The sequence below is a fragment of the Pseudanabaena sp. Chao 1811 genome (assembly GCF_027942295.1).
Lineage (GTDB): Bacteria > Cyanobacteriota > Cyanobacteriia > Pseudanabaenales > Pseudanabaenaceae > Pseudanabaena.
On sequence record NZ_CP101416.1, the window covers coordinates 3,296,187 to 3,316,169 of the forward strand.

Sequence of the window (19,983 nt, forward strand, 5' to 3'; positions counted from 1 at the left end):
GTTGCTCTTATGATTACCTGTCCTAATTGTGCTCATTCTAATCCTGAAGGAGCTGTCAACTGTGAAGCTTGCTTTACGCCATTACCGATTGTTAAAAGTATTCAATGTCCTAGTTGCCATGCAACGGTGTTATCCGATGCTAAATTTTGTGGTCATTGTGGGTTTAATCTGAGTGCGGCAACTGCTGGCAGTCTACACCAAGAAGCTCATGAAGAAGGAGGTGTAATTAGTCCATCCCCCGATCTGTCTACTGAAGTTTTCCCCATACTACCCATTTCAAGCGCTATGTCTAATTCTGTACCTAATGAGCCGACTGAAGGAAATGCTACGTCAAACTCGGCTGTGAATTTAAGCGCAGAGGTGCAAACTATTCCTAATGTGAATGAGGAAGAACTATTTGTTGGTGAACAACCTACTGCACCTGCGAGTAATCCGATCAATGTTGTTGCATCTGCATCGATTGGTGCCAAAACTCAGTTGCAACAATTTTCGGCATCTTTGCTCCATGTCCAAACCAATCTCAGTATCGAAATTCCTGCTCATCTCCCCGTTGTCCATATCGGTAAGCCCAATACGGTAATTCCACCTGATATTGATGTATCTGGATTTCCTGATTCAGATATTGTTTCGCGTATCCATGCTGATATTCGTGCTGAAGGTGGCGCTTTTTATTTTGAAGATACAGGTAGCTCGAATGGTACTTATATCAATAATTTACCTCTGCCTGCGGGCAATCGCCATAAGCTCAGAGCAGGCGATCGCATTTCTCTAGGCAAAGGAGATAAGGTGAGTTTTATCTTTCAATTAAATTCTTGACTTTTAACTGTGACAGTAGGCTGTCCTAAAAAAGAGAGGAGTGAAATTTGCTCCTCTCTTTTTTAATGTCAGTTCGGGATGATTTAAAATCCCAAAAGCAAAAGCCTTGAGTAGCAAGGCTTTTGCTTTTGGGATTTTAAATTTGCTATGGGGAATGGAAGTTATGAATGTCTTAGCTTAAAGAATTGAAACGAGCTTCTACCTATGTATAGCCTTTACTATAGCCGCGAAAGTTTTGCTGTAAAGCCCAGATAAACAAAAGCGTTGCGCCGCCTTTGTTTATCTGGATTTGTCCTAGCTATCTCTTTCATTGCTATAAAAAGTAAAAAACCTTATCTCTGTATATTGATTTGTTAAATAAAGAAACCTATTTAGTAAAAGTCTTTTATAGGCGCTATTATATATTTTAGTTCTATTCAATGTTTGCCTTATATCTGTATTCTCAATCACATTAGTTTTTTACAGAAGAGTACAGATTATCGTTAGAAAAATCATGATTTTAGGTGATGTCTAAATGTAGATTCATTACTTCCTAAAATACTAAAGTCATGAGCATTCTATTTAGTAGACAATTGAAAATTCACTAATCCCATCGTTGTTGGAGATGTTAATTATGGATACGCAATTACTCAAGCTAGAAATCGACATGCAGAATCACTATACAGTTTCAACTCTCTATCAAGCAATTCAAGATGAGTTGAAACAGCATGGACGACCTCTTAATTGGATTGTGTCTGGAGTTGATAAGGATAGTCAAAAGGTTTACGTTAATGCAATTTTTTTAGCGGTGGAATTGAATTGGCGTAATTGCTTAAACTAATTTTGATTGATTTGTAAAGATGTGATGATTTAACAGAACAAAGTGCATTACATCATCATTTTGATTGTTTAGTTTAGTGATTTTTAGCTTTTTAAAAAATCCCTTATAAAAGGTCAAATTGTATGGATGAGAATCAGTTTGATCGATCGCTATCAATTAGTGATTATGCCTATCGTATTATCCAGCAAAATTTTCAACGCTTTGTTGATCTAGAAGAATCTGTTTTTAAAGATCAGGATACAGAACCTTTACATCAGATGCGAGTTGGAATGCGTCGCTTGAGAACTTCCATTCAAGTGTTTGGTAATGCGATCATCCTACCTCAGGGAGTGAATAATTCATCGATTGGGAAAATCGCTAGGGTTTTAGGAGAGACAAGGGATTTAGATGTCCTAAAGCAGGATCTGATCACGCGCTATCAGCCTCTATTGCAGAAGTCAGAGCAAGCTAAGTTTGAGCAAGTAATTAATCATTTACATCAGAAACGAGGTCAGAGCTTTCTGAAATTAAAGAAAACCTTAAAAGGCGATCGCTACCAAAATCTCAAACAGTCTATTCAAGATTGGCTAGCACAACCCACCTATACAACAATGGGTAATTTACCAATCTTAGAAATCTTGCCAGATTTACTACTGCCTTTGGTTTGCCAGCTTTTTCTTCATTCGGGATGGTTGGTTGGCACAACAATGCAGACAGGTAAAGTCTCTTTAATCCCGATTGAGAATTCTGACGAACTACATCAACAATTAAGGAAGTTCAGTCATTTTTTGCATGACCTCCGCAAGCAAATCAAAGGAGTGCGGTATCAGACAGAGTTTTTTGCTGATTTCTATGTAGATTCCTATCGTGAACGAGTTGCAGAGTTTAAACAGATTCAAGAAATTTTGGGAACACTCCAAGATCATGTAGTTCTCCGTCATTTTTTAGAGAAGACATTGAAGACCGATGTTAGTAAGGTACTGCCCAGCATTGACCAAGCCATGCAGGAGGAGAGTCGTATTTTTTGGCAAAGTTGGCAGCCTTTACAAGCGCATTATCTCTCTTTGGAATTTCGCCAATCCTTGCGATCGCTACTTACAGAAACAATGTCATAGAGAAGGACTACACTTTATGCTACAAAAAATTTGCATGGCTATTACATCGCTTAGGTTTCTGAGATTTAATAAGGAACCAAATTTTTGTGGTGCGGCTTTGCCGCACCACAAAAATTTGGTTCCTTATTTTCCTGTATGTCCTTAAGGCTGTATTTGCAGAATTAAATTGACTTTTCCTGTCATCGAACTAGGCGATCGCCATTGGCGAAGGATATTTTCTAGTTCGGCGATCGCCCGATCATCTTTTAATGTCGAGTTTTTAATATCCGTTGATATATTGCTGATGCGATCGCCTGAGATCTCAAGGTCGAGAATGAGTGTTCCTGTCTCTATTAGAGTAATTCGTTGTTCTTGCACATAGCGCACTAGATTTGTAGTGATGTCACTGGGTAGTTCTGATTGAAGCTGTAAAACCTTGATATTAGTGGTTGAGCCAATATCTGCATTGGCAGCACGGGAAACTGTGGATGGAATCGATATCTTTTGAGAAGGGGCAGAAGGTGCAGGCTTAGCAGATTCTGCACTAATTGAGGAGGAGGAAATATCTTTGTTAGGTTGTTCTGAACGTCTTAATTGTGGGGACATTCTACCTGTGGTTACACCATCAGCAATAGAAGGAGAACTTGTGGGAGGGTTTTGGCGATAACTATATACATTCCCAGTGGGAGTATTGATTGCGACCTTATCAGTTCTCTCCCGAATTTTTGATTCAGAGGCTGTATCTTTTGGTTGAGAAATATTTGGAGATTTAGGTGCGATTGCTGCATTAGGAGTGGATGGATTTATCGTCTGTGGTGAAGTTGCAACTTTCAAATCACTTTCTACTTTGTTAGCTGATTTGTCTAACTTGTTATTTGAGCTAGCAACAGAAGGTGCGGCAGCCTGTTCAGGAGATGAAGCGTTAGGAGATGAAGCGACTTGGAAGGTGGGTTGTTCACCAAGGGGAGGATAAATTAAACGGATTGCACCAATACTAACTCCGACGATCGCGATCGCCCCTGCAATAACCTTAAGCCAGTTGAGATTGAGGCGGCGTACTTCTAGCACTACATTGGGCAAAATCACAAACTCATTGGCACAGAGTTCCAGACTTTCGTAAAGGTCAAATAATTGCAAAGTTGAAAGATGCAGTTTGGATAATTTCGGGATTTCAATGGCATGATCAAGGGTTTCAAAATCATCCTGAGCCAGCCAGCGATCGCAGTAACTAGTCACTGCTTCGATCAAATTGGCGATTTGCTGTTGATTGCCTTTAATTACTTTGCGGCTATTAGCCAATTGCAATTGAAATCGCATATTTTGCGCCACAATTTGGGACTGCCAGTCAGATAAAGGCGATCGCTCTGTCCAGACCTCTAATGAGCAGGTTGGTAATTCATAGCGACGGCTGAAGGTATTTGATTCTGACGATGAATAGCGCATATTTTTTATTTTTTAAATTTTGCCTCGCAAAATTTAAAATCTCTAAAATCTCATTGACTTCGTTCAAACAAGGCAACCCAAAGGCGACGAGAACCAATTTGGGAACTGTAAAAAAGCAGATCTATTAATAATTTTAACGCTAATTTTTGGATTGCGTCAGGTTTTGCTTGCTCCTCCTCTGCCATGCGTTCTTGGTAGAGCGTATTAAAGCGATCGAGATAGTCGCCGAGGATGGGTTCACGATAGGGGAGACGTTTGAGAGCAGTACATTTCTCTAACTGAGCAACCGCATTGCGAATGGCAAATTGTTGCTGGGCAGCGAGGGTGCAACTAATTAGGGTCATGGCTCTAGCTTCATCAACATCGAGTTTTTTGCGCCCTTTACCTTTTCGTAATGGACTCGCCTGCCGCAACCGCCAGAGCGTAATGCGATCGCTCAAAATTTCCTCTAAACCTAATTTCTCGGCAACCGCTAGCATTTCATCGGAACCAAGCCCCGTTAAGGACTCTAACGCCAACAATACTAAATCCAAATGCGCCTTGATTGCCTGCAACTGCGGCAAATCAGGATTATTATCAAAGGAAGTAGCAGAATTGGGAGTCATGAGTCTGAGCTAGATTTGATTTGCGGTAAGGGAGGTAATGGTAGAGGGCGATGCTTGCCATTGGCGCTGTCAACGGTCTTGCTGATGGACAAATCAATTGACTTCTCGATCGCCACTTTAGTTGCTTGTTTCAGCACACTAAGATCCTTTGCCTGATGGGAATTACTACTTGGTTTCGGATTCGGTTGCCCATTTGATTCCCCTCGCGAAGCACTTCTTGCTCTGCCTTGAGTTGCCCAAGCTTGCATGAAACTAATCTGTTCTCTGGCAGTACTAGCCAAGGGATAGGTTTCTTTAATTGCGCCGATAATATCTTCGGTACTCACATCCCTTTGTTCATGGAAAGCTCGATACATCCCTTCCACGATAGCCTGTTCGATTTCTGCCCCACTAAATTCCTTGGAAATTGCTGCCATCTTATCAACATCAAAGTTTCGCAATTCATTCGGGCGAAATCGATTCAAATGGAGTAGAAAAATTTCTTTGCGCTCTTCGTTCGTGGGCAAATTGATAAAGAACAATTCATCGAATCTCCCCTTACGTAGTAATTCTGGTGGTAAGGCATGGATATTATTGGCAGTGGCGACAACAAATACAGGACTAGACTTTTCCTGCATCCATGTTAAAAGTGTGCCTAGTACGCGCTGACTAGTTCCCGAATCCCCCATGCTACTGGAAATCCCCCCAAAAGCTTTATCGATTTCATCAATCCAGAGAATGCAAGGGGCAAGGGCTTCGGCTAGCTGAATTGTCTGACGGGTGCGGCTTTCAGACTGTCCGACTAAACTACCAAATAAGCGCCCCACATCCAATCGTAAAAGAGGTAAGCGCCAGAGATTAGCGATCGCCTTCGCGCAAAGACTTTTGCCTGTACCTTGAATTCCCAATAAGAGAACGCCCCTTGGGTTTGGTAAGCCATAGGCTCTGGCTTCATCGGAAAAGGCTAACTGACGCTGCATTAGCCAGAGCTTGAAATTATCTAAGCCGCCAATACTATCTAGGGTTTCATTGGGTGTAAAAAATTCTAAGAACTCCGTTTGGCGAATCCGTTTTTGCTTTTCGATCAGAACACGCTCAATATCCGATTCATTGAGGTAATGTTTCTGGACAATTGATTTAGAAAGGGTGTGACAGATGCGATCTCGAGTCATCCCCATACAGGCCTTCACTAGTTGTTCGAGGCTATTACCTGCCAAGCGCAACTGCTCTGCGGGAATCATCTGTTCGATAATATTGCGAATTTCTGAAGTTTCGGGTAATGGGAAATAGAGTACGGCAACTTGCTCTTCCAGCTCAGAAGGCATTTCTAGCAGAGGACTGAGTAAAATCAAAGTCTTACGTGAATTGCGAAAACTTCGATAGAGATTTCGCAGTTGCCGCACAAAAATCTCGTCAAGACGAGGTGAGGCTAAGCGCCGATGGAGATCGCGAAATACATAGATACTTGCCGTTTGGCGATCGCTATTTTCGACAATTTGCAAGGCTTGCAATAAATTATTTTTGCCTTCCTGATTATGCTCAAATCCCCGTACCAAATCGTAGTAGAGCATTTGACGGGCTGGACTGCATTCTTGGGCAACTTGGGCGATCGCCTTTTCCGCACGCTCTTCTTCCCATGTCACGACATAAATAATCGGACATTTGGCACGGATGAGTAAACTCAGTTCTTCTTGAAAATTAGGAGATTTCATTATTGCGGGCGGAATGTCTGGGATCTATCAAAAATACACTCAAAGCATCTTTTTGATCACTTTGATCAGTGAAATTGATCAATTTTGATCAATTAAATCAATTAAGTTTAGAAGAAATCGTCATTACTTGCCGATTGTTTATGGGGTGTTGGCAAGGATTTTAAATGACTGAGAAACTGTAATAACTCCTCATTGGTTAACTGTTGGCGAGATTTCTTATCAAAAGTTCGTACTAAATAATCACGTCCCTGCGTCTTTGTCCAGCTTAGACGATCCATCTCCACATCGATCTTAGAAATCGCATCGGACAGATCGATCGGTTCAGGCGCGATCGTGGGTGCGGATGCTTTGATCGGGGCAAACTGTGGCTCAGAATGATGTGACATTATGCCTAATTCCTCGCTGGACTTACTTGGCTGATCAACAGGCGGATAGTGCAAATTTTCTACAGGCGCATAGGTGTTGGCACTTTTATTGGTGCTATATTCACTGGTATAGTCGAGGGCAGGTTCTGACTGAATGGTATGTGTAGTATGATGTCCAGACCCTAACTCACCCAAGTTATTTAAGTTAGCCGATGGCAGTGAATTGACGGTTGATGGCTCGCGGGAAACCTGTGTCAAAATTGGCGATCGCCCTGCATATCCCCCATAGTTGTTGTCAAAGCCGTTATCAAAAGAAATGCCTGCGATCGTCAGGGCACGTTTGACTGCGCGATCTTCCGCTATTTCCAGATCGCTATCAACAGCCGTAGCTGTTCCCATGATCGCATCACCCTGAGCGACGATCGCTCTAAAGGCATGGAGACCATCAATTTTAGGTAGCATCTCAGTCTGGATGCGCCCCTGTGGATATTGAGAGCGAAACTGAGCAAACATAAGTAAGTACAAAATCAATTTTTAGTTGTGATAAATTTCAAGATCAAGCCTATCTTCGAGATCTTGGTATGCAGATGGTACTTTGCACTACTCCTATACACTTTAGCAAGCCCATCTTCGCAAGCTGTTTATGGAGATGGTTTTACAACAGCCCTGTGAGTCTGTTAGCTAGTGCTGAAAAAATAAGCAAAAGGTGGGGTATATCCGGGGATATTATTTTCATCGACTTCATCAATCTGATCGGGATCGAGATATTCATTGGCATAGCGTAAATAAACTTTTTCGCTAACAAATAGATCAAACAGATCAGGATCAATATGGTTATCTATCTTCATCTTACCGAGGATATGCAGGCATTCTGTCAAAGTTTTACCTTTTTTGTAGGGACGATCTTTGGCACTTAGAGCTTCAAAAATATCGGCAATTCCCATCATTCTGGCAGGTAGAGACATTTGCTCTCGGGTCAAGCCTTTGGGATAGCCTTTACCATCCATACGTTCGTGATGCCCGCCTGCATATTCTGGTACACGGCGGAGATTGCGCGGATAGGGCAATTGCTCCAGCATTTCGATGGTAACGACGATGTGATCATTAATAATTTTGCGTTCTTCCGCCGTCAGCGTTCCTCTAGAAATATTCAGATTGTAGACTTCATTATCAGTTAGGAAATTGGTTTCCACGCCTTGAGGATCGATCCAGCGATATTTAGCGATTTGCTGGAGCCGTTCCTTATGCTCAGCACTCATGAACTCACCACCGATATTACAGATACGCAGGAAATTCTGATCGCTGGAATATTGGGCAAGTTTTTGTTGTAGAGCATCTTCAAGATCTGGGATGACGCTGAGATTTCCAGATTCGATCGCTGCAATTTTTTGGTTGAGAAAACTAATCTCTGCATCCCGCTTCAGCACTTCAAAGCGCGTATTGACCAAATGAATGCGATCAAAAATGGTTTCTAGTTTTGTTGCTTTGTCGATCACATGTACAGGCGTAGTTACCTTACCGCAGTCGTGGAGCAGTCCTGCAATCTTGAGTTCATAGCGCTGATCTTCATCCAATTTAAAATCTTTGAAAATGCCATACTCCGCCTTGCAAGCTGCGTCGGCAATCATCATGGTCAAGGTCGGTACGCGGCGACAGTGAGCACCATTGTAGGGTGATTTTTTGTCGATCGCCTCAGACATGAGATTAATAAATGACTCAAATAGCTCACGAAACTGTCCGATCAGTTTGTTATTGGTCAAGGCGATCGCCGCTTGCGATGCCAAGGATTCGGCAATGCGCTGGGAGATTTGCGAGAACTCAATAATTTGATTGGTATGGGCATCTTTGGCATTAATTAACTGCAATACCCCAATCAGTTCATTTTCATGATTGAGCATTGGTAGTGTCAAAAATGACTGCGATCGATAGCCTGTTCTCGTATCAAAAGCTCTAGTCCCCGAAAAGTCAAAAGTTTCCGATGTGTAGGCATCAGGAATATTAATGGTTTGCTTGTATACAGCCGCACGGGCTGCCACCATTGTTTCATTCGCCTTTCCCTTGTCATCATAAAGTGGCAAGGGGGGGAAGGGGATGGGCTCATCTGGCTTAGAAACTAAAATCGTCCCTAATGAATCGTTCATCATGATTTCAAATTGAAGAAACCGTTTATCCTCAGTGGCAAGATAAAGCGTCCCTGCATCGGCATTTAAAATTGTTTTTGCTCCCCTCAAAATCATTTCTAATAACTTGGGCGTATTTTTTTCCGCCGACAGAGCAATACCAATTTCGTTTAATTTTTCAATTAGTGCAAATGATTCTGATTTGGTGTCGCCAATGTCCATAGTTTGCGTCCCTATTTGCCAACAGTGTCTTTTGTGAATTTCTTAGGAGGGAATCTATTCTTGAAGTTTTGTAAGATTGAATGGGTCAAGCAATATATTTTTAATAGTTTTCTGGTGATTTTTTGATGAAAAAAGTTGATTTTTGATCTAGAACTGTTGAAATCTTTGAGACTAAACCAGAAGCCATTCAAATAGTAAATAACTAGGATTGTATTAAATCTTGTATTACATCTATAGTATCGGTTTGATGAAAATATTGGCTAACTGTTTAGTTTAGTTTTACTTTTAACTGTTCAACAAATGACGATAATTGCTTGCCTTTAAATTTGGTGATCAATTTGATCAATATTGAAACTTAATTTTGCCTTACGACTTAGATTTTGGCTAGCCTTAATCCCTCAAAACTAGCGACCTCGAAACTGACCACTCGAGGTCGCTAGTTTTTATCTGTCTACTATTTTGGCAATCGTGAGCCTTGCCAATTACCAAAATTACTAGTGCTGTCCCCAGTTCCGTAGCTACCATAAAATTCTTTACAGCCTTCACCAAAAATCAGAATCCCCTTGCCCTGTTGTGGTGGTTGCTGATTGGGAGTCTCTTTCCAATCAAAATTAACAACATTGTTACTCAGCTTGCCTTTCAACTCACCAGAAATTTTGCCACGATCAAAGTTTGTGTATTCATATTTCCCTGAAACTAGATCCCCTTGATCTTCTTTCAAAGTGACTTTGCCGATGGGTGTTTGCCAATCGCCATTAATTTTCGATTTGCAGGTAAGGTTACTGTCTGGAGTTGATTCAGGGGCAGTGAGATACTGCAAGCCGAAGATGGTAACGATCGCAATTCCACCTAAACCTATTGCTAGTATTAACCATACAGGCGAAATTTGCCATTCTGAAGCTTGGGGGGATATTTGGGAAAGATATTTTAAAATCCCTGTTTTAGTAACTTGAAAATTACCAGTATCTCTGGCTACTGTTTCCGAGTCGCTAATCACAGGAGCAGTGGGTTCCTGTATAGAGTCTTCTTTTGCTGGAGAAGATGGGTTGATATCTTCTTCGGGTAGCAATGGTTGCGATCGCTTGCTTTTAAACCAAAGTTTTTGCATAGTTAGGCAAAATTTTGCTGCCGACAATGAACCTATTGATAAATATTGTCGCATGAGGATTCAGCTCTCGCCTATTAATTCGCTCAGCGATTGTGCTGATATCTCTGCAAGATATAGCTGTCGCCAGTCATGTTAGGACAAAATCAAACCCCAGAAGAGAGTTGCGGTGCTTTTACACCGCAACTCTCTTCTGGGGTTTATACCCAAGATAAAGGGCAGTGCAACGCACTGCCCTTTATCTTGGGTAGGAAGACACCCGCGCATTATGATGATTTCTGTAACTCTTCGGTAAAAGTTTTAGGTAAAACCATGTCTCAACCTTCGGAAACTGATGTCCAACAGATTTTCGATCGCATTGCGCCAGTTTACGATCGCTTCAATGATCTCCTTAGTTTAGGTCAACATCGCATCTGGAAAAAAATGGCATTGCGTTGGTGTGAGCCACAGCGAGGAGAAACATGGCTTGATCTCTGTTGTGGATCTGGAGATATGACCGCTCTGCTCGCTCAAAAAGTCGCACCGACGGGGCAAGTGATCGGTGTGGATTTTTCTAAAGAACTTTTAGCGATCGCGGCGGACAAAGCGCGTAATTATTTACCGAAAATTCAAAAAAGTCTGACATGGCAAGAGGGTAATGTGTTGAATTTGCCCTTTGCCGACAATAGCTTTGATGGGGCGACCTTGGCCTATGGGTTACGCAATGTGACTAATATCCCACAATGTCTATCGGAGTTACATCGAGTCTTAAAAACTGGAGCTAAGGCAGCAATTCTTGACTTTCATCGTCCTAGCGATCGCCTGATGCAAACTTTTCAAGACTTTTATCTGGATCGAGTAGTTGTGCCACTAGCTGATCGGTTCTCAATGACTGCCGAATATGCCTATATTGCGCCGAGTTTAGCGAGATTTCCAATTGGTTCTGAGCAGGTCAAACTCGCCAAATCCGCAGGTTTTTCTCTTGCTACCCACTATGCGATCGCCAATGGCATGATGGGAATATTAGTTTTGCAAAAGTAGAGTTGTGAGTCTACGCTCTGATGGCACAAACAGTTAGCAATCCCATAACCTTAGCTGAGTTTCTCCAACAACCAGAAACTAAGCCCGCTTGTGAATATATTGATGGTCAGATCTTACAGAAGCCAATGCCACAGGGAAAACACAGTATCTTGCAAGGTGAACTTGTACCTAAAATTAACGGCATCTTAAGAACAAAACAGATTGCTTGGGCTTTTCCTGAACTGCGTTGTACCTTTGGCGGGCGATCAACTGTACCAGATATCGCAATTTTTGAATGGGCGCGGATTCCTAGTGACGAATATGGTGAAGTGGCAAATATATTTGCGATCGCTCCAGATTGGGTAATTGAGATTTTATCGCCCGACCAAAGTCAAACCAGAGTTACCAAAAATATTTTGCATTGCTTGAAATATGCAACCCAAATGGGATGGTTAATTTATCCCAGAGAAAGAACTGTGTTTATATACCGCCCCAAGCAAGAGATTGAGGTATTTGACGATCCAGAATCGGTAATTCCTGTGCCATTATTTGCCAGCGAAATCCAGATCAAAGTTAAAGATTTGTTTAGTTGGTTACTAAAATAGATCATAGCTTCGCTATTTAGTGCTGAATTTATGATCGTAAAGGGTTTAGAACTACCAAGTTGGGAAAATATCAAACGGGAGTGGCGTGATGCGGATCCGTTATTGCTGTTATTCCCAATTTTATTGACAGTTTTAGGTGGTATTGCCATCTATAGTTCTGACTATAGTGCAAAGCGCACAGAATGGTGGCAGCATTGGGTAACGGGTGTGGTCGGCTTAACTGCGATGTTTGCGATCGCCCGTTTTCATTATGATCGCCTGTTGCGCTTGCATTGGGTTACCTATGCGATCACCAATATTTCTCTGATTTTAGTCCTAGCGATCGGGACAACGGCACTAGGTGCAGAGCGCTGGATTACCATTGGTGGGTTTAACATTCAGCCATCGGAATTCGCCAAAGTCGGGATCATTATTTCCCTCGCCGCCGTAATGCATGATCGACCGATCCAAAATCCCATTGATGCCTTTAAAGTGGCTTGGGTGACTTTGCCGCCTTGGATCTTGATTTTTTTACAACCGAACCTAGGTACGGCGCTAGTATTTGCGGCGATCACTATTGGAATGCTCTATTGGGCAGGGGCGAGTGGTGGCTGGCTAGCCTTGATCTTTTCGCCAATTGTTTCGGCGATCCTGTTTTCGATCTATTTACCTGCGTGGATTATCTGGGTAATTCTCATGGGTGTTGCCGCATGGATCTCTTTACCTTGGTTTCGAGTGGTTAGCACAGTCATTGCAGTAGTTGTCAATCTGGTCGCAGGTCAAGCAGGAATACTGCTCTGGAATGTTCTCCATGACTATCAAAAACGGCGACTTTTGCTCTTTATTGACCCGAACCAAGATCCTCTTGGAGCAGGCTATCACGTCATTCAATCACGCATTGCGATCGGTGCGGGTAAGCTTTGGGGGCAGGGTTGGCTTAAGGGTACGCAGACCCAATTAAACTTTATTCCTGAACAACATACCGATTTCATTTTTTCTGCGATCGGTGAGGAGTTTGGCTTTATCGGTTGCCTATGCGTCCTATTGCTGTTTGTAGGAATTTGCTGGCGGTTACTCGTAATTGCAGTGAATGCACGGGATAATTTCGGCTCACTATTGGCAATTGGCGTATTTTCCTTTGTGCTATTCCAAACCTTTGTCAATATCGGCATGAATATCAATGTTGCACCTGTTACAGGTATTCCTTTGCCGTGGCTCAGTTATGGACGATCAGCCTTAATTGCGAATTTTATGGCGATCGGTTTAGTTGAATCTGTAGCCGCCCATCGCCGCACGATCAAATTTTAAATATATAAATACATGGCAACACACATTCAAGACTATCGATCGCCTAAAGTGACGATCATCGGTGCTGGAAATGTGGGCGGAACCCTAGCCCATCGCATTGTCGAAAATGGATTAGCGGATGTGGTGTTGTATGACATTGTGCTGGGCAAGCCGCAGGGATTAGCTCTTGACCTGATGCAAACTCAGGCGATCGTCAATCACGATCGCCAAATTATTGGCACAAATAATTACAGTGATACTCAAAATTCTGACATCATTGTCCTAACCGCAGGTTTACCGCGCAAAGAGGGTATGAGTCGCAATGATCTATTACGGATTAATGCGTCCATTGTGAAGGATGCCATCTCTCAAGCGATCGCCCAATCCACTGAGGCAATCTTGATCGTGGTCACTAATCCTTTAGATGTGATGACGCATTACGCATGGCAGGTGAGTGGATTGCCAACCCATCGGGTTATGGGCATGGCAGGGATTTTGGATGCGGCAAGGTTTCAAACGTTTATCGGTATGGAGTTAGGCATCTCCAGTGCTGACATTAGGGCGACCGTTTTAGGTGGTCATGGCGATACGATGCTTCCATTACCACGCTTTTCCACAGTGAATGGTATACCAATTACGGAATTATTATCCCAAGACGCGATCACTAAACTTGTAAATAGAACCTGTAATGGTGGCGCAGAAATAGTCAAATTGATGCAAACTAGCGCCTACTTTGCACCATCAGCATCAGCTTATATGATGGTTGAATCAATTCTCTGCGATCGACAGCGTGTTGTCCCTGTGGCGGCACACCTCATGGGTGAATATGGGTTAACCGATATATTTATGGGTGTACCTGTGCAGTTAGGCAAACGGGGAATTGAAAAGGTGATTGAACTGCAACTAACATCCGATGAACTTGCTGCCTTACATGCTTCAGCTAAATCAATTCAAGAAAATATTAAGTTGCTTCCCTAAATCTTGACCTTTTCTAATTTTTTGTGGCACGGCGAAGCCGCGCCACAAAAAATTTGGTTGCTTTATCCCTAATTTTACATTTTAAAGAAAATTTGAATAATTAGCGATCGCGGTATCATTGAGAAAGCTACTAAATGAATTGTCAGTCCATCCTCCAACACCAACCATGACCAGTGCTGAAGCAATCCTTGCAGGGCGATATAAAATTGTAAAACCACTTGGTGGCGGCGGTTTTGGGCAGACATTTTTGGCTATAGATTTACAACTCCCCAATCAACCCAAATGTGTAGTTAAACAATTCAAGCCACAGTTTCAGAAACCACAGGAATTAGGGGTTGCGAAGCGACTATTTGATAATGAAGCTAAGACTTTGCATGATTTGGGAGTACATGATCAGATTCCGCGATTATTTGCTCACTTTGAGCAAAATGGTGAATTTTATTTAGTCCAAGAGTTTATCGAAGGTCAGACTTTAGATCGTGAAATTATTGCTGGGCAACAATGGTCTCAGCAAAAATTGATTTCTGGTTTGCGAGATATTTTGAGAGTGCTAGCTTTTGTGCATAGCTGCCAAGTAATTCATCGGGATATCAAACCAACTAACTTAATTCGTCGCCAAAGCGATCGCAAAATCGTACTGATTGACTTTGGTGCAGTCAAGGCTTTAGGTACAGATTCGTTTGAACACCTGATGGAAGACGACAATCAAACTCGCAGTGTTGTGGTTGGTTCCCTAGTTTATATGCCCAATGAACAACTAGCAGGACATCCAAGGTTTTGTAGTGATGTCTACGCCTTGGGGCTAATGTGCTTACAGGCTTTTACGGGTTTGACCTTTAAGGAACTCCCCAAAGATTCTCAAACTAATGAATATAGTTGTGCTTTAGCTGCTGCCAAAGCTAAAGTGAAAATCCATCCCAGTCTAGCCGCAATTATTGACAAAATGGTGCGTTATGACTATCGCCAACGCTTTATAGATGCAACTGAAACTTTACAAACTTTAGAGCGATTACTCAGCAATTCCAATGCTATTACTACGGTTTCTTCTCAGCCACCACCACAGCAGCAACAACTACAATTAGAAGAACCCGAAGGTCAAGTAGAATTAGGCTCCCGTTTTTATATTCAGCGCCCACCCATTGAAAAAGATAGTTGTGAAACGATTCTCAGACCTGGTTCTCTAATTCGGATTAAAGCTCCACGCCAGATGGGGAAATCATCTTTACTATTAAGAACTCTTGCTTATGCTAAATATAAAGGTAATCAAGTTGCCCATCTATATTTTCAGGAAGCAGATAGTGATGTGTTCAGTGAACTTGACTCTTTTTTGCAGTGGTTCTGTGCCAGTATCGCTTCTGAACTGAATCTAGAAGATAATTTAGAGCAATATTGGCAAGGGGTCTTAGGTAGCAAAAACAAATGTACTAAGTATTTTCAACGCTATTTGCTGACAGTTACCGAGGTGCCTTTAGTATTGGGTCTGGATGAAGTCGATTTGATTTTCCAATATCCCAAAATTGCCTCTGATTTTTTTGGATTGCTGCGAGCTTGGCATGAAAAGGCAAAAAATGAGGATATTTGGAAAAAACTAAGATTAGTAATTGTGCATTCTAAAGAAGTTTATATACCTTTAAATATTAATCAATCTCCATTTAATGTTGGTTTACCGATCGAATTACCTGAATTAACAGGTGGTCAAATTGCGGAATTGGTGACTCGCCACCAACTCAACTGGCAGCCCTCTGAGGTGGAGCAGTTGCTATCGCTCACAGGTGGACATCCCTATCTAGTCAGACAGGCTCTCTATCAAATTGCCCGTGGTCGGATTAGTTTAGAGAAGTTACTTCAATTAGCTCCTACCGAAGAAGGCATTTATAGTGATCATCTGCGTCGTCAATTAAGCTATTTAAAAGAAGATCTAGAAATGATGGAAGCTTTTAAAAATTTGGTATCTTGCGATCGCCCTTTACACTTGGAGAGTCATTTAGCATTTAAGCTCCGCAGCATTGGCTTGGTGAAATTTCAGGGAAATCTGGTCATGCCTATGTGCAGCCTCTATTATCAATATTTTCGAGAATGTATTTAGAAAAGTAAGTAGCTCAGCTAACCAAACCCATATTGTTGAGATGCCTACATAGCTAGCGGCACAACAATATAGGTTTTAGGTTTACTTATGCTTAACTACTTATATGAAATATATTTCTCTAAATAGATAGCTATAGTCAGTAATGTTAAGAAAAACACACAACCCAATCGAGAGTTGCGGTGCGAAGCACCGCAACTCTCGATTGGGTTTCATATCCTGACTTAAGTGGCTACAGCTATATTTGGAAATTTAAAAAATTGAGCATGTCTAGCGCAAACTGCTGTACATCATAAGCAATGATGAGCCTAGAAAGAAACACAACTTATCTCTATCAAGTTGGCGGTAGTCTATCTATAGATGCACCTACCTATGTGGAAAGACAGGCTGATAAAGATCTCTATGAAAGCTTGAAGGCAGGAGAATTTTGTTATGTCCTCAATTCTCGCCAGATGGGTAAGTCTAGTTTACGTGTTCGCACAATGCAGCGTTTGCAGAAGGAAAACTATACCTGTGCTGCGATCGATATTACAGCGATCGGCACATCAGACATTAATCCTGAACAATGGTATGCAGGTCTGATTGATAGTATCGTCAGTAGCCTCGATTTATACGATAGCTTTGATTTGGAAGAGTGGTGGGAGCGCAACCGATTACTATCTCCCGTGCAGCGTTTTGGTAAATTCCTTGATGAAGGTCTACTCAAAAAAATCGCTACCCCAATTATTCTGTTCGTTGACGAAATTGATAGTATTCTCAGTTTAAATTTTCCCGTTGATGATTTTTTTGCTTTAATTCGCGAAGCATTTAATCGACGCGCCGATCGCATTGCCTATAATCGGTTAACCTTTGCCCTATTTGGGGTAGCGACACCTGCGGATCTTATTCGTGATAAGCAACGTACTCCTTTCAATATTGGTCGAGCGATCGAACTAAAAGGCTTTCAGTTAAAGGAAACTAAGCCCCTAATGCGTGGCTTGCTATCGAAGTCCACTAACCCTGTGGCGCTCCTGAAAGCAATTATTGCCTATACAGGAGGGCAACCCTTTCTCACTCAAAAAATTTGCCAACTAATCATTAATTCTCCAGATCCGATTCCTGTGCAGCATGAACTCGTCTGGGTAAATAATTTGGTGCGATCGCAATTAGTCTCTAATTGGGAAATCCACGATCAGCCTGAACACTTCAAAACCATCCGCGATCGCATTCTTTGGAGTAGCGAAAATCGTCAAGGGAAATTGCTTGGTCTCTATCAACAGATTTTAACTTCTGAACCATCTTTAAAAAAAAATTTAGAGGGTGGCATTATTGCCGATGATAGTCCCGAACAAACAGAATTACGAATCACAGGATTAGTCGTCAAACGGGGTGGGAAATTAAGGGTTTACAATCCCATTTATGCAGCTATCTTTAATCAAACTTGGGTAAATCAAGCTCTCGCTAATTTGCGTCCCTACGGTGAATCATTCAAGGCTTGGATGGATTCTGATTACAAAGATGAATCTCGATTGCTACGTGGGCAAGCTCTACAGGATGCACTGGCATGGGCATCTGACAAAAATCTAAGCAACTATGACTATCATTTCTTTTCAGCTAGTCAAGATCTCGAAAAACGGGAAGTGGAAATAGCTCTTGTTGCCCAAGCTGAAGCTAATCAAATCCTGTCTGCGGCGAAATTAAGACTAGAGGAAACCTTAGTAGCAGAGAAAGAAGCCAAAATTCGATTAGTGGAAATGCAGCAACGATTGCAAGCGAGTTTAACCGAAGCAGAAGTCGTTCTCAAAAGTGCCTCGGCAAAAGCGACATTTATTCTCAATCAGCAATTTGAGTCTCTATTAGAGTCACTGGAAGCTGCTAAAAAATTACAAGAATTAGAAACTTCCATATCTCAACAAGTAAGCTTGCGAATGCACGGGATTGCCGCACTACATCAAGCAGTCTACAATGTGCAGGAGTATAACTATATTGCCGCCCATTTAGATATTGTCACCTGTATCGCTATTCAAGATAGCGATCGCTTGATTGCTTCAGGAAGTAGCGATCGCACGATCAAGATTTGGGACACTAAAGGAAATTTGCAACAAACCCTTGTTGGTCATACCAATTGGATTACGAGTCTTAGTTTCAGTAACGATGGTCAATATCTAGTTTCCGCTAGTCGTGATGGCACAATCAGACTTTGGAAACTTGACCGTTCCAAAAAATTCTATTTAGAACGCCCAGTTAAAGTTATTAAAGATCATCAAGCCCCTGTTTTAGCAGTCAAATTTAGCCCCACATCTTCCATTTTTGCATCCTGCGGCGAAGATGCAAAGGTTAGACTATGGCTGAATGATGGCAGACCTTTCAATACCTTTGGCAGTGGACATCACAAATGGATTACCTGTCTGTGTTTTAGTCCCGATGGTGAACGAATTATTACAGGCAGTGCTGATCGTACCTTAATTATCTGGAATATTGATGGAACTTTGATCAGAAATATTAAAGCCCATGATAGCTTCATCGAAGATGTTGCTATTTCTCCATCAGGTAGGATCATTGCTTCTGTAAGTCGTGGTCGTGATATCAAACTTTGGAATATGGAAGGAAATCTACTTGCAGTTTTAGAAGGGCATACCGATAAAGTTTTGGGAGTACGGTTTCATCCGAAGGGGCAAACTCTTGCTTCTATCAGCAGCGATCGCACTATTAAAGTTTGGGACATTAAAGGGAATTTACTCAAAACTCTATATGGGCATAAAGGTGGTATCTATAGCATTGTTTTTAATGTCAATGGCAGCAAGATGATTACAGGCAGCCAAGATACGACTATTAAGTTTTGGCATACTGAGGGCAACACGAATACTCAGTTAGTTGGGCATGTAGACGAGATTAATTGCATTGCTTTTAGTCCCGATGGTCGATTTATTGCCGCATCTAGTAGCGATTGCACCATCAAAATTTGGTTTGCTAATTCTGCAAAATTAATCACGTCCTTAGAAGGTTATAAAGAGAGCGTAAATAGTATTTGTTTTAGTCCAAACAATCGCTTCCTCTTGTCAGTTAGTAGCGATCGCGCCATTAAGGTTTGGAATTCTCAAGGGAGATTACTTAAAACGATTTATAACGAACATGAGGCTGCTATTTACAGTGTTGCCTACCGTATTGATGGAGAATTGTTTGCCTCCGCAAGTGGTGATTGCACAGTCAAATTATGGAATAAAAATGGGGAATGGGTTCATACATTAGTTGGTCATGCTAATGCTGTTTATCAGGTCTGTTTTAGTCGTGATGGTAATATGATCGCCACAGCCAGCCAAGACAAAACCGTAAAAATCTGGCATTGGGATGGCACTCTATTAGATACCTTTGTGGGGCATACGGGAGAAGTCTATAGTGTGTGTTTTAGTCCTGACAATAAAACCGTAGCTAGTAGTAGTAAAGATGGTAGCGTCAAGCTATGGAATCTCGAAGGTAAATTATTGAGAACACTCAATGAACATAGTGCGGAAGTAAGGAGTATTTGCTTTAGTCCTGATGGTAATACCCTAGCCTCAGGTGGTAGTGATGGCTTAGTTAAAATATGGAGTATAGATGGGAAGGAACTCTTGACTTTGCAAGGACATCAATCATCGGTCAAAACTGTTTGCTTTAGTCCCGATGGTAATACCCTTGCATCAGGTAGTGTTAATGGGCGCATCATATTATGGGATTTTAATTTAGAGCATCTTTTACAATTAGGAAATAATTGGATTCAGGAATATTTGGAAACCCATGAGGTTGCATAGCCATAGACCAAAAAAAATTAGCGGC

The 19,983-nt window shown here is 41.8% G+C and carries 15 protein-coding genes; 9 read left to right on the forward strand and 6 right to left on the reverse strand.

The genetic code is table 11. The annotated features are described in order from the left end of the window. Positions 1-9: 9 nt before the first annotated feature. The 3 genes from NMG48_RS15155 (at position 10) to NMG48_RS15165 (ending at position 2,730) form a co-directional block, all read left to right on the forward strand. Positions 10-816: an FHA domain-containing protein gene (locus NMG48_RS15155; protein ID WP_271252323.1), complete on the forward strand. Its 807-nt coding sequence runs from the start codon at positions 10-12 to the stop codon at positions 814-816. A 613-nt stretch (positions 817-1,429) separates the two neighbouring features. Further along, a complete protein-coding gene (locus NMG48_RS15160; protein WP_271252324.1) occupies positions 1,430-1,636 on the forward strand; it encodes a hypothetical protein in 207 nt (68 codons plus the stop codon). 122 nt (positions 1,637-1,758) lie between these two features. Further along, positions 1,759-2,730 (forward strand): CHAD domain-containing protein, encoded by a 972-nt coding sequence (locus NMG48_RS15165; protein WP_271252325.1) that lies wholly within the window; start codon positions 1,759-1,761, stop codon positions 2,728-2,730. 141 nt (positions 2,731-2,871) lie between these two features. On the opposite strand, the gene NMG48_RS15170 is transcribed toward NMG48_RS15165, so the two are convergent. From NMG48_RS15170 to NMG48_RS15195, 6 genes are all read right to left on the reverse strand, one after another. Beyond that, positions 2,872-4,152, reverse strand: coding sequence for an after-VIT domain-containing protein (locus NMG48_RS15170; protein WP_271252326.1), 1,281 nt, complete (start codon positions 4,150-4,152; stop codon positions 2,872-2,874). A gap of 50 nt (positions 4,153-4,202) precedes the next feature. Then, complete coding sequence (locus tag NMG48_RS15175; RefSeq protein ID WP_126387355.1) at positions 4,203-4,757, reverse strand: DUF3038 domain-containing protein; 555 nt, start codon at positions 4,755-4,757, stop codon at positions 4,203-4,205. Then, entirely contained in the window at positions 4,754-6,448 is a 1,695-nt protein-coding gene (locus NMG48_RS15180) for an AAA family ATPase (protein WP_271252327.1), read from the reverse strand. Before NMG48_RS15180 ends, NMG48_RS15175 begins: the two co-directional genes overlap by 4 nt. 107 nt (positions 6,449-6,555) lie before the next feature. Continuing rightward, on the reverse strand, positions 6,556-7,326 hold the full coding sequence (locus tag NMG48_RS15185) for a hypothetical protein (RefSeq protein WP_271252328.1): 771 nt from the start codon (positions 7,324-7,326) through the stop codon (positions 6,556-6,558). A gap of 164 nt (positions 7,327-7,490) precedes the next feature. Beyond that, complete coding sequence (locus NMG48_RS15190; RefSeq protein ID WP_271252329.1) at positions 7,491-9,155, reverse strand: GAF and HD-GYP domain-containing protein; 1,665 nt, start codon at positions 9,153-9,155, stop codon at positions 7,491-7,493. Between the two features lie 454 nt (positions 9,156-9,609). Next, complete coding sequence (locus tag NMG48_RS15195) at positions 9,610-10,263, reverse strand: hypothetical protein (RefSeq protein WP_271252330.1); 654 nt, start codon at positions 10,261-10,263, stop codon at positions 9,610-9,612. A gap of 309 nt (positions 10,264-10,572) precedes the next feature. Between NMG48_RS15195 and ubiE the strand changes: the two genes are divergently transcribed. The 6 genes from ubiE (at position 10,573) to NMG48_RS15225 (ending at position 19,958) form a co-directional block, all read left to right on the forward strand. Further along, complete coding sequence (ubiE, locus tag NMG48_RS15200; protein WP_271252331.1) at positions 10,573-11,280, forward strand: bifunctional demethylmenaquinone methyltransferase/2-methoxy-6-polyprenyl-1,4-benzoquinol methylase UbiE; 708 nt, start codon at positions 10,573-10,575, stop codon at positions 11,278-11,280. 20 nt (positions 11,281-11,300) lie between these two features. Then, positions 11,301-11,864, forward strand: coding sequence for a Uma2 family endonuclease (locus NMG48_RS15205; protein ID WP_271252332.1), 564 nt, complete (start codon positions 11,301-11,303; stop codon positions 11,862-11,864). 30 nt (positions 11,865-11,894) lie between these two features. Then, on the forward strand, positions 11,895-13,151 hold the full coding sequence (gene rodA / locus NMG48_RS15210; protein WP_271252333.1) for a rod shape-determining protein RodA: 1,257 nt from the start codon (positions 11,895-11,897) through the stop codon (positions 13,149-13,151). 12 nt (positions 13,152-13,163) lie between these two features. Beyond that, complete coding sequence (gene mdh, locus NMG48_RS15215) at positions 13,164-14,108, forward strand: malate dehydrogenase (protein WP_271252334.1); 945 nt, start codon at positions 13,164-13,166, stop codon at positions 14,106-14,108. A 166-nt stretch (positions 14,109-14,274) separates the two neighbouring features. Next, positions 14,275-16,194, forward strand: coding sequence for an AAA-like domain-containing protein (locus NMG48_RS15220; RefSeq protein ID WP_345961275.1), 1,920 nt, complete (start codon positions 14,275-14,277; stop codon positions 16,192-16,194). Between the two features lie 296 nt (positions 16,195-16,490). Next, complete coding sequence (locus NMG48_RS15225) at positions 16,491-19,958, forward strand: AAA-like domain-containing protein (protein WP_271252336.1); 3,468 nt, start codon at positions 16,491-16,493, stop codon at positions 19,956-19,958. The last annotated feature ends 25 nt before the right edge of the window (positions 19,959-19,983 follow it).

Bases quoted from the DNA above. Each gene is read 5' to 3' on its own strand.
- NMG48_RS15195 (WP_271252330.1), bottom strand. From the start codon at position 10,263: ATGCAAAAACTTTGGTTTAAAAGCAAGCGATCGCAACCATTGCTACCC.
- NMG48_RS15160 (WP_271252324.1), top strand. From the start codon at position 1,430: ATGGATACGCAATTACTCAAGCTAGAAATCGACATGCAGAATCACTAT.
- NMG48_RS15185 (WP_271252328.1), bottom strand. From the start codon at position 7,326: ATGTTTGCTCAGTTTCGCTCTCAATATCCACAGGGGCGCATCCAGACT.
- mdh (WP_271252334.1), top strand. From the start codon at position 13,164: ATGGCAACACACATTCAAGACTATCGATCGCCTAAAGTGACGATCATC.
- NMG48_RS15175 (WP_126387355.1), bottom strand. From the start codon at position 4,757: ATGACTCCCAATTCTGCTACTTCCTTTGATAATAATCCTGATTTGCCG.
- rodA (WP_271252333.1), top strand. From the start codon at position 11,895: ATGATCGTAAAGGGTTTAGAACTACCAAGTTGGGAAAATATCAAACGG.
- NMG48_RS15205 (WP_271252332.1), top strand. From the start codon at position 11,301: ATGGCACAAACAGTTAGCAATCCCATAACCTTAGCTGAGTTTCTCCAA.
- NMG48_RS15190 (WP_271252329.1), bottom strand. From the start codon at position 9,155: ATGGACATTGGCGACACCAAATCAGAATCATTTGCACTAATTGAAAAA.
- NMG48_RS15180 (WP_271252327.1), bottom strand. From the start codon at position 6,448: ATGAAATCTCCTAATTTTCAAGAAGAACTGAGTTTACTCATCCGTGCC.
- NMG48_RS15225 (WP_271252336.1), top strand. From the start codon at position 16,491: ATGATGAGCCTAGAAAGAAACACAACTTATCTCTATCAAGTTGGCGGT.
- NMG48_RS15170 (WP_271252326.1), bottom strand. From the start codon at position 4,152: ATGCGCTATTCATCGTCAGAATCAAATACCTTCAGCCGTCGCTATGAA.
- NMG48_RS15220 (WP_345961275.1), top strand. From the start codon at position 14,275: ATGACCAGTGCTGAAGCAATCCTTGCAGGGCGATATAAAATTGTAAAA.
- NMG48_RS15155 (WP_271252323.1), top strand. From the start codon at position 10: ATGATTACCTGTCCTAATTGTGCTCATTCTAATCCTGAAGGAGCTGTC.
- NMG48_RS15165 (WP_271252325.1), top strand. From the start codon at position 1,759: ATGGATGAGAATCAGTTTGATCGATCGCTATCAATTAGTGATTATGCC.
- ubiE (WP_271252331.1), top strand. From the start codon at position 10,573: ATGTCTCAACCTTCGGAAACTGATGTCCAACAGATTTTCGATCGCATT.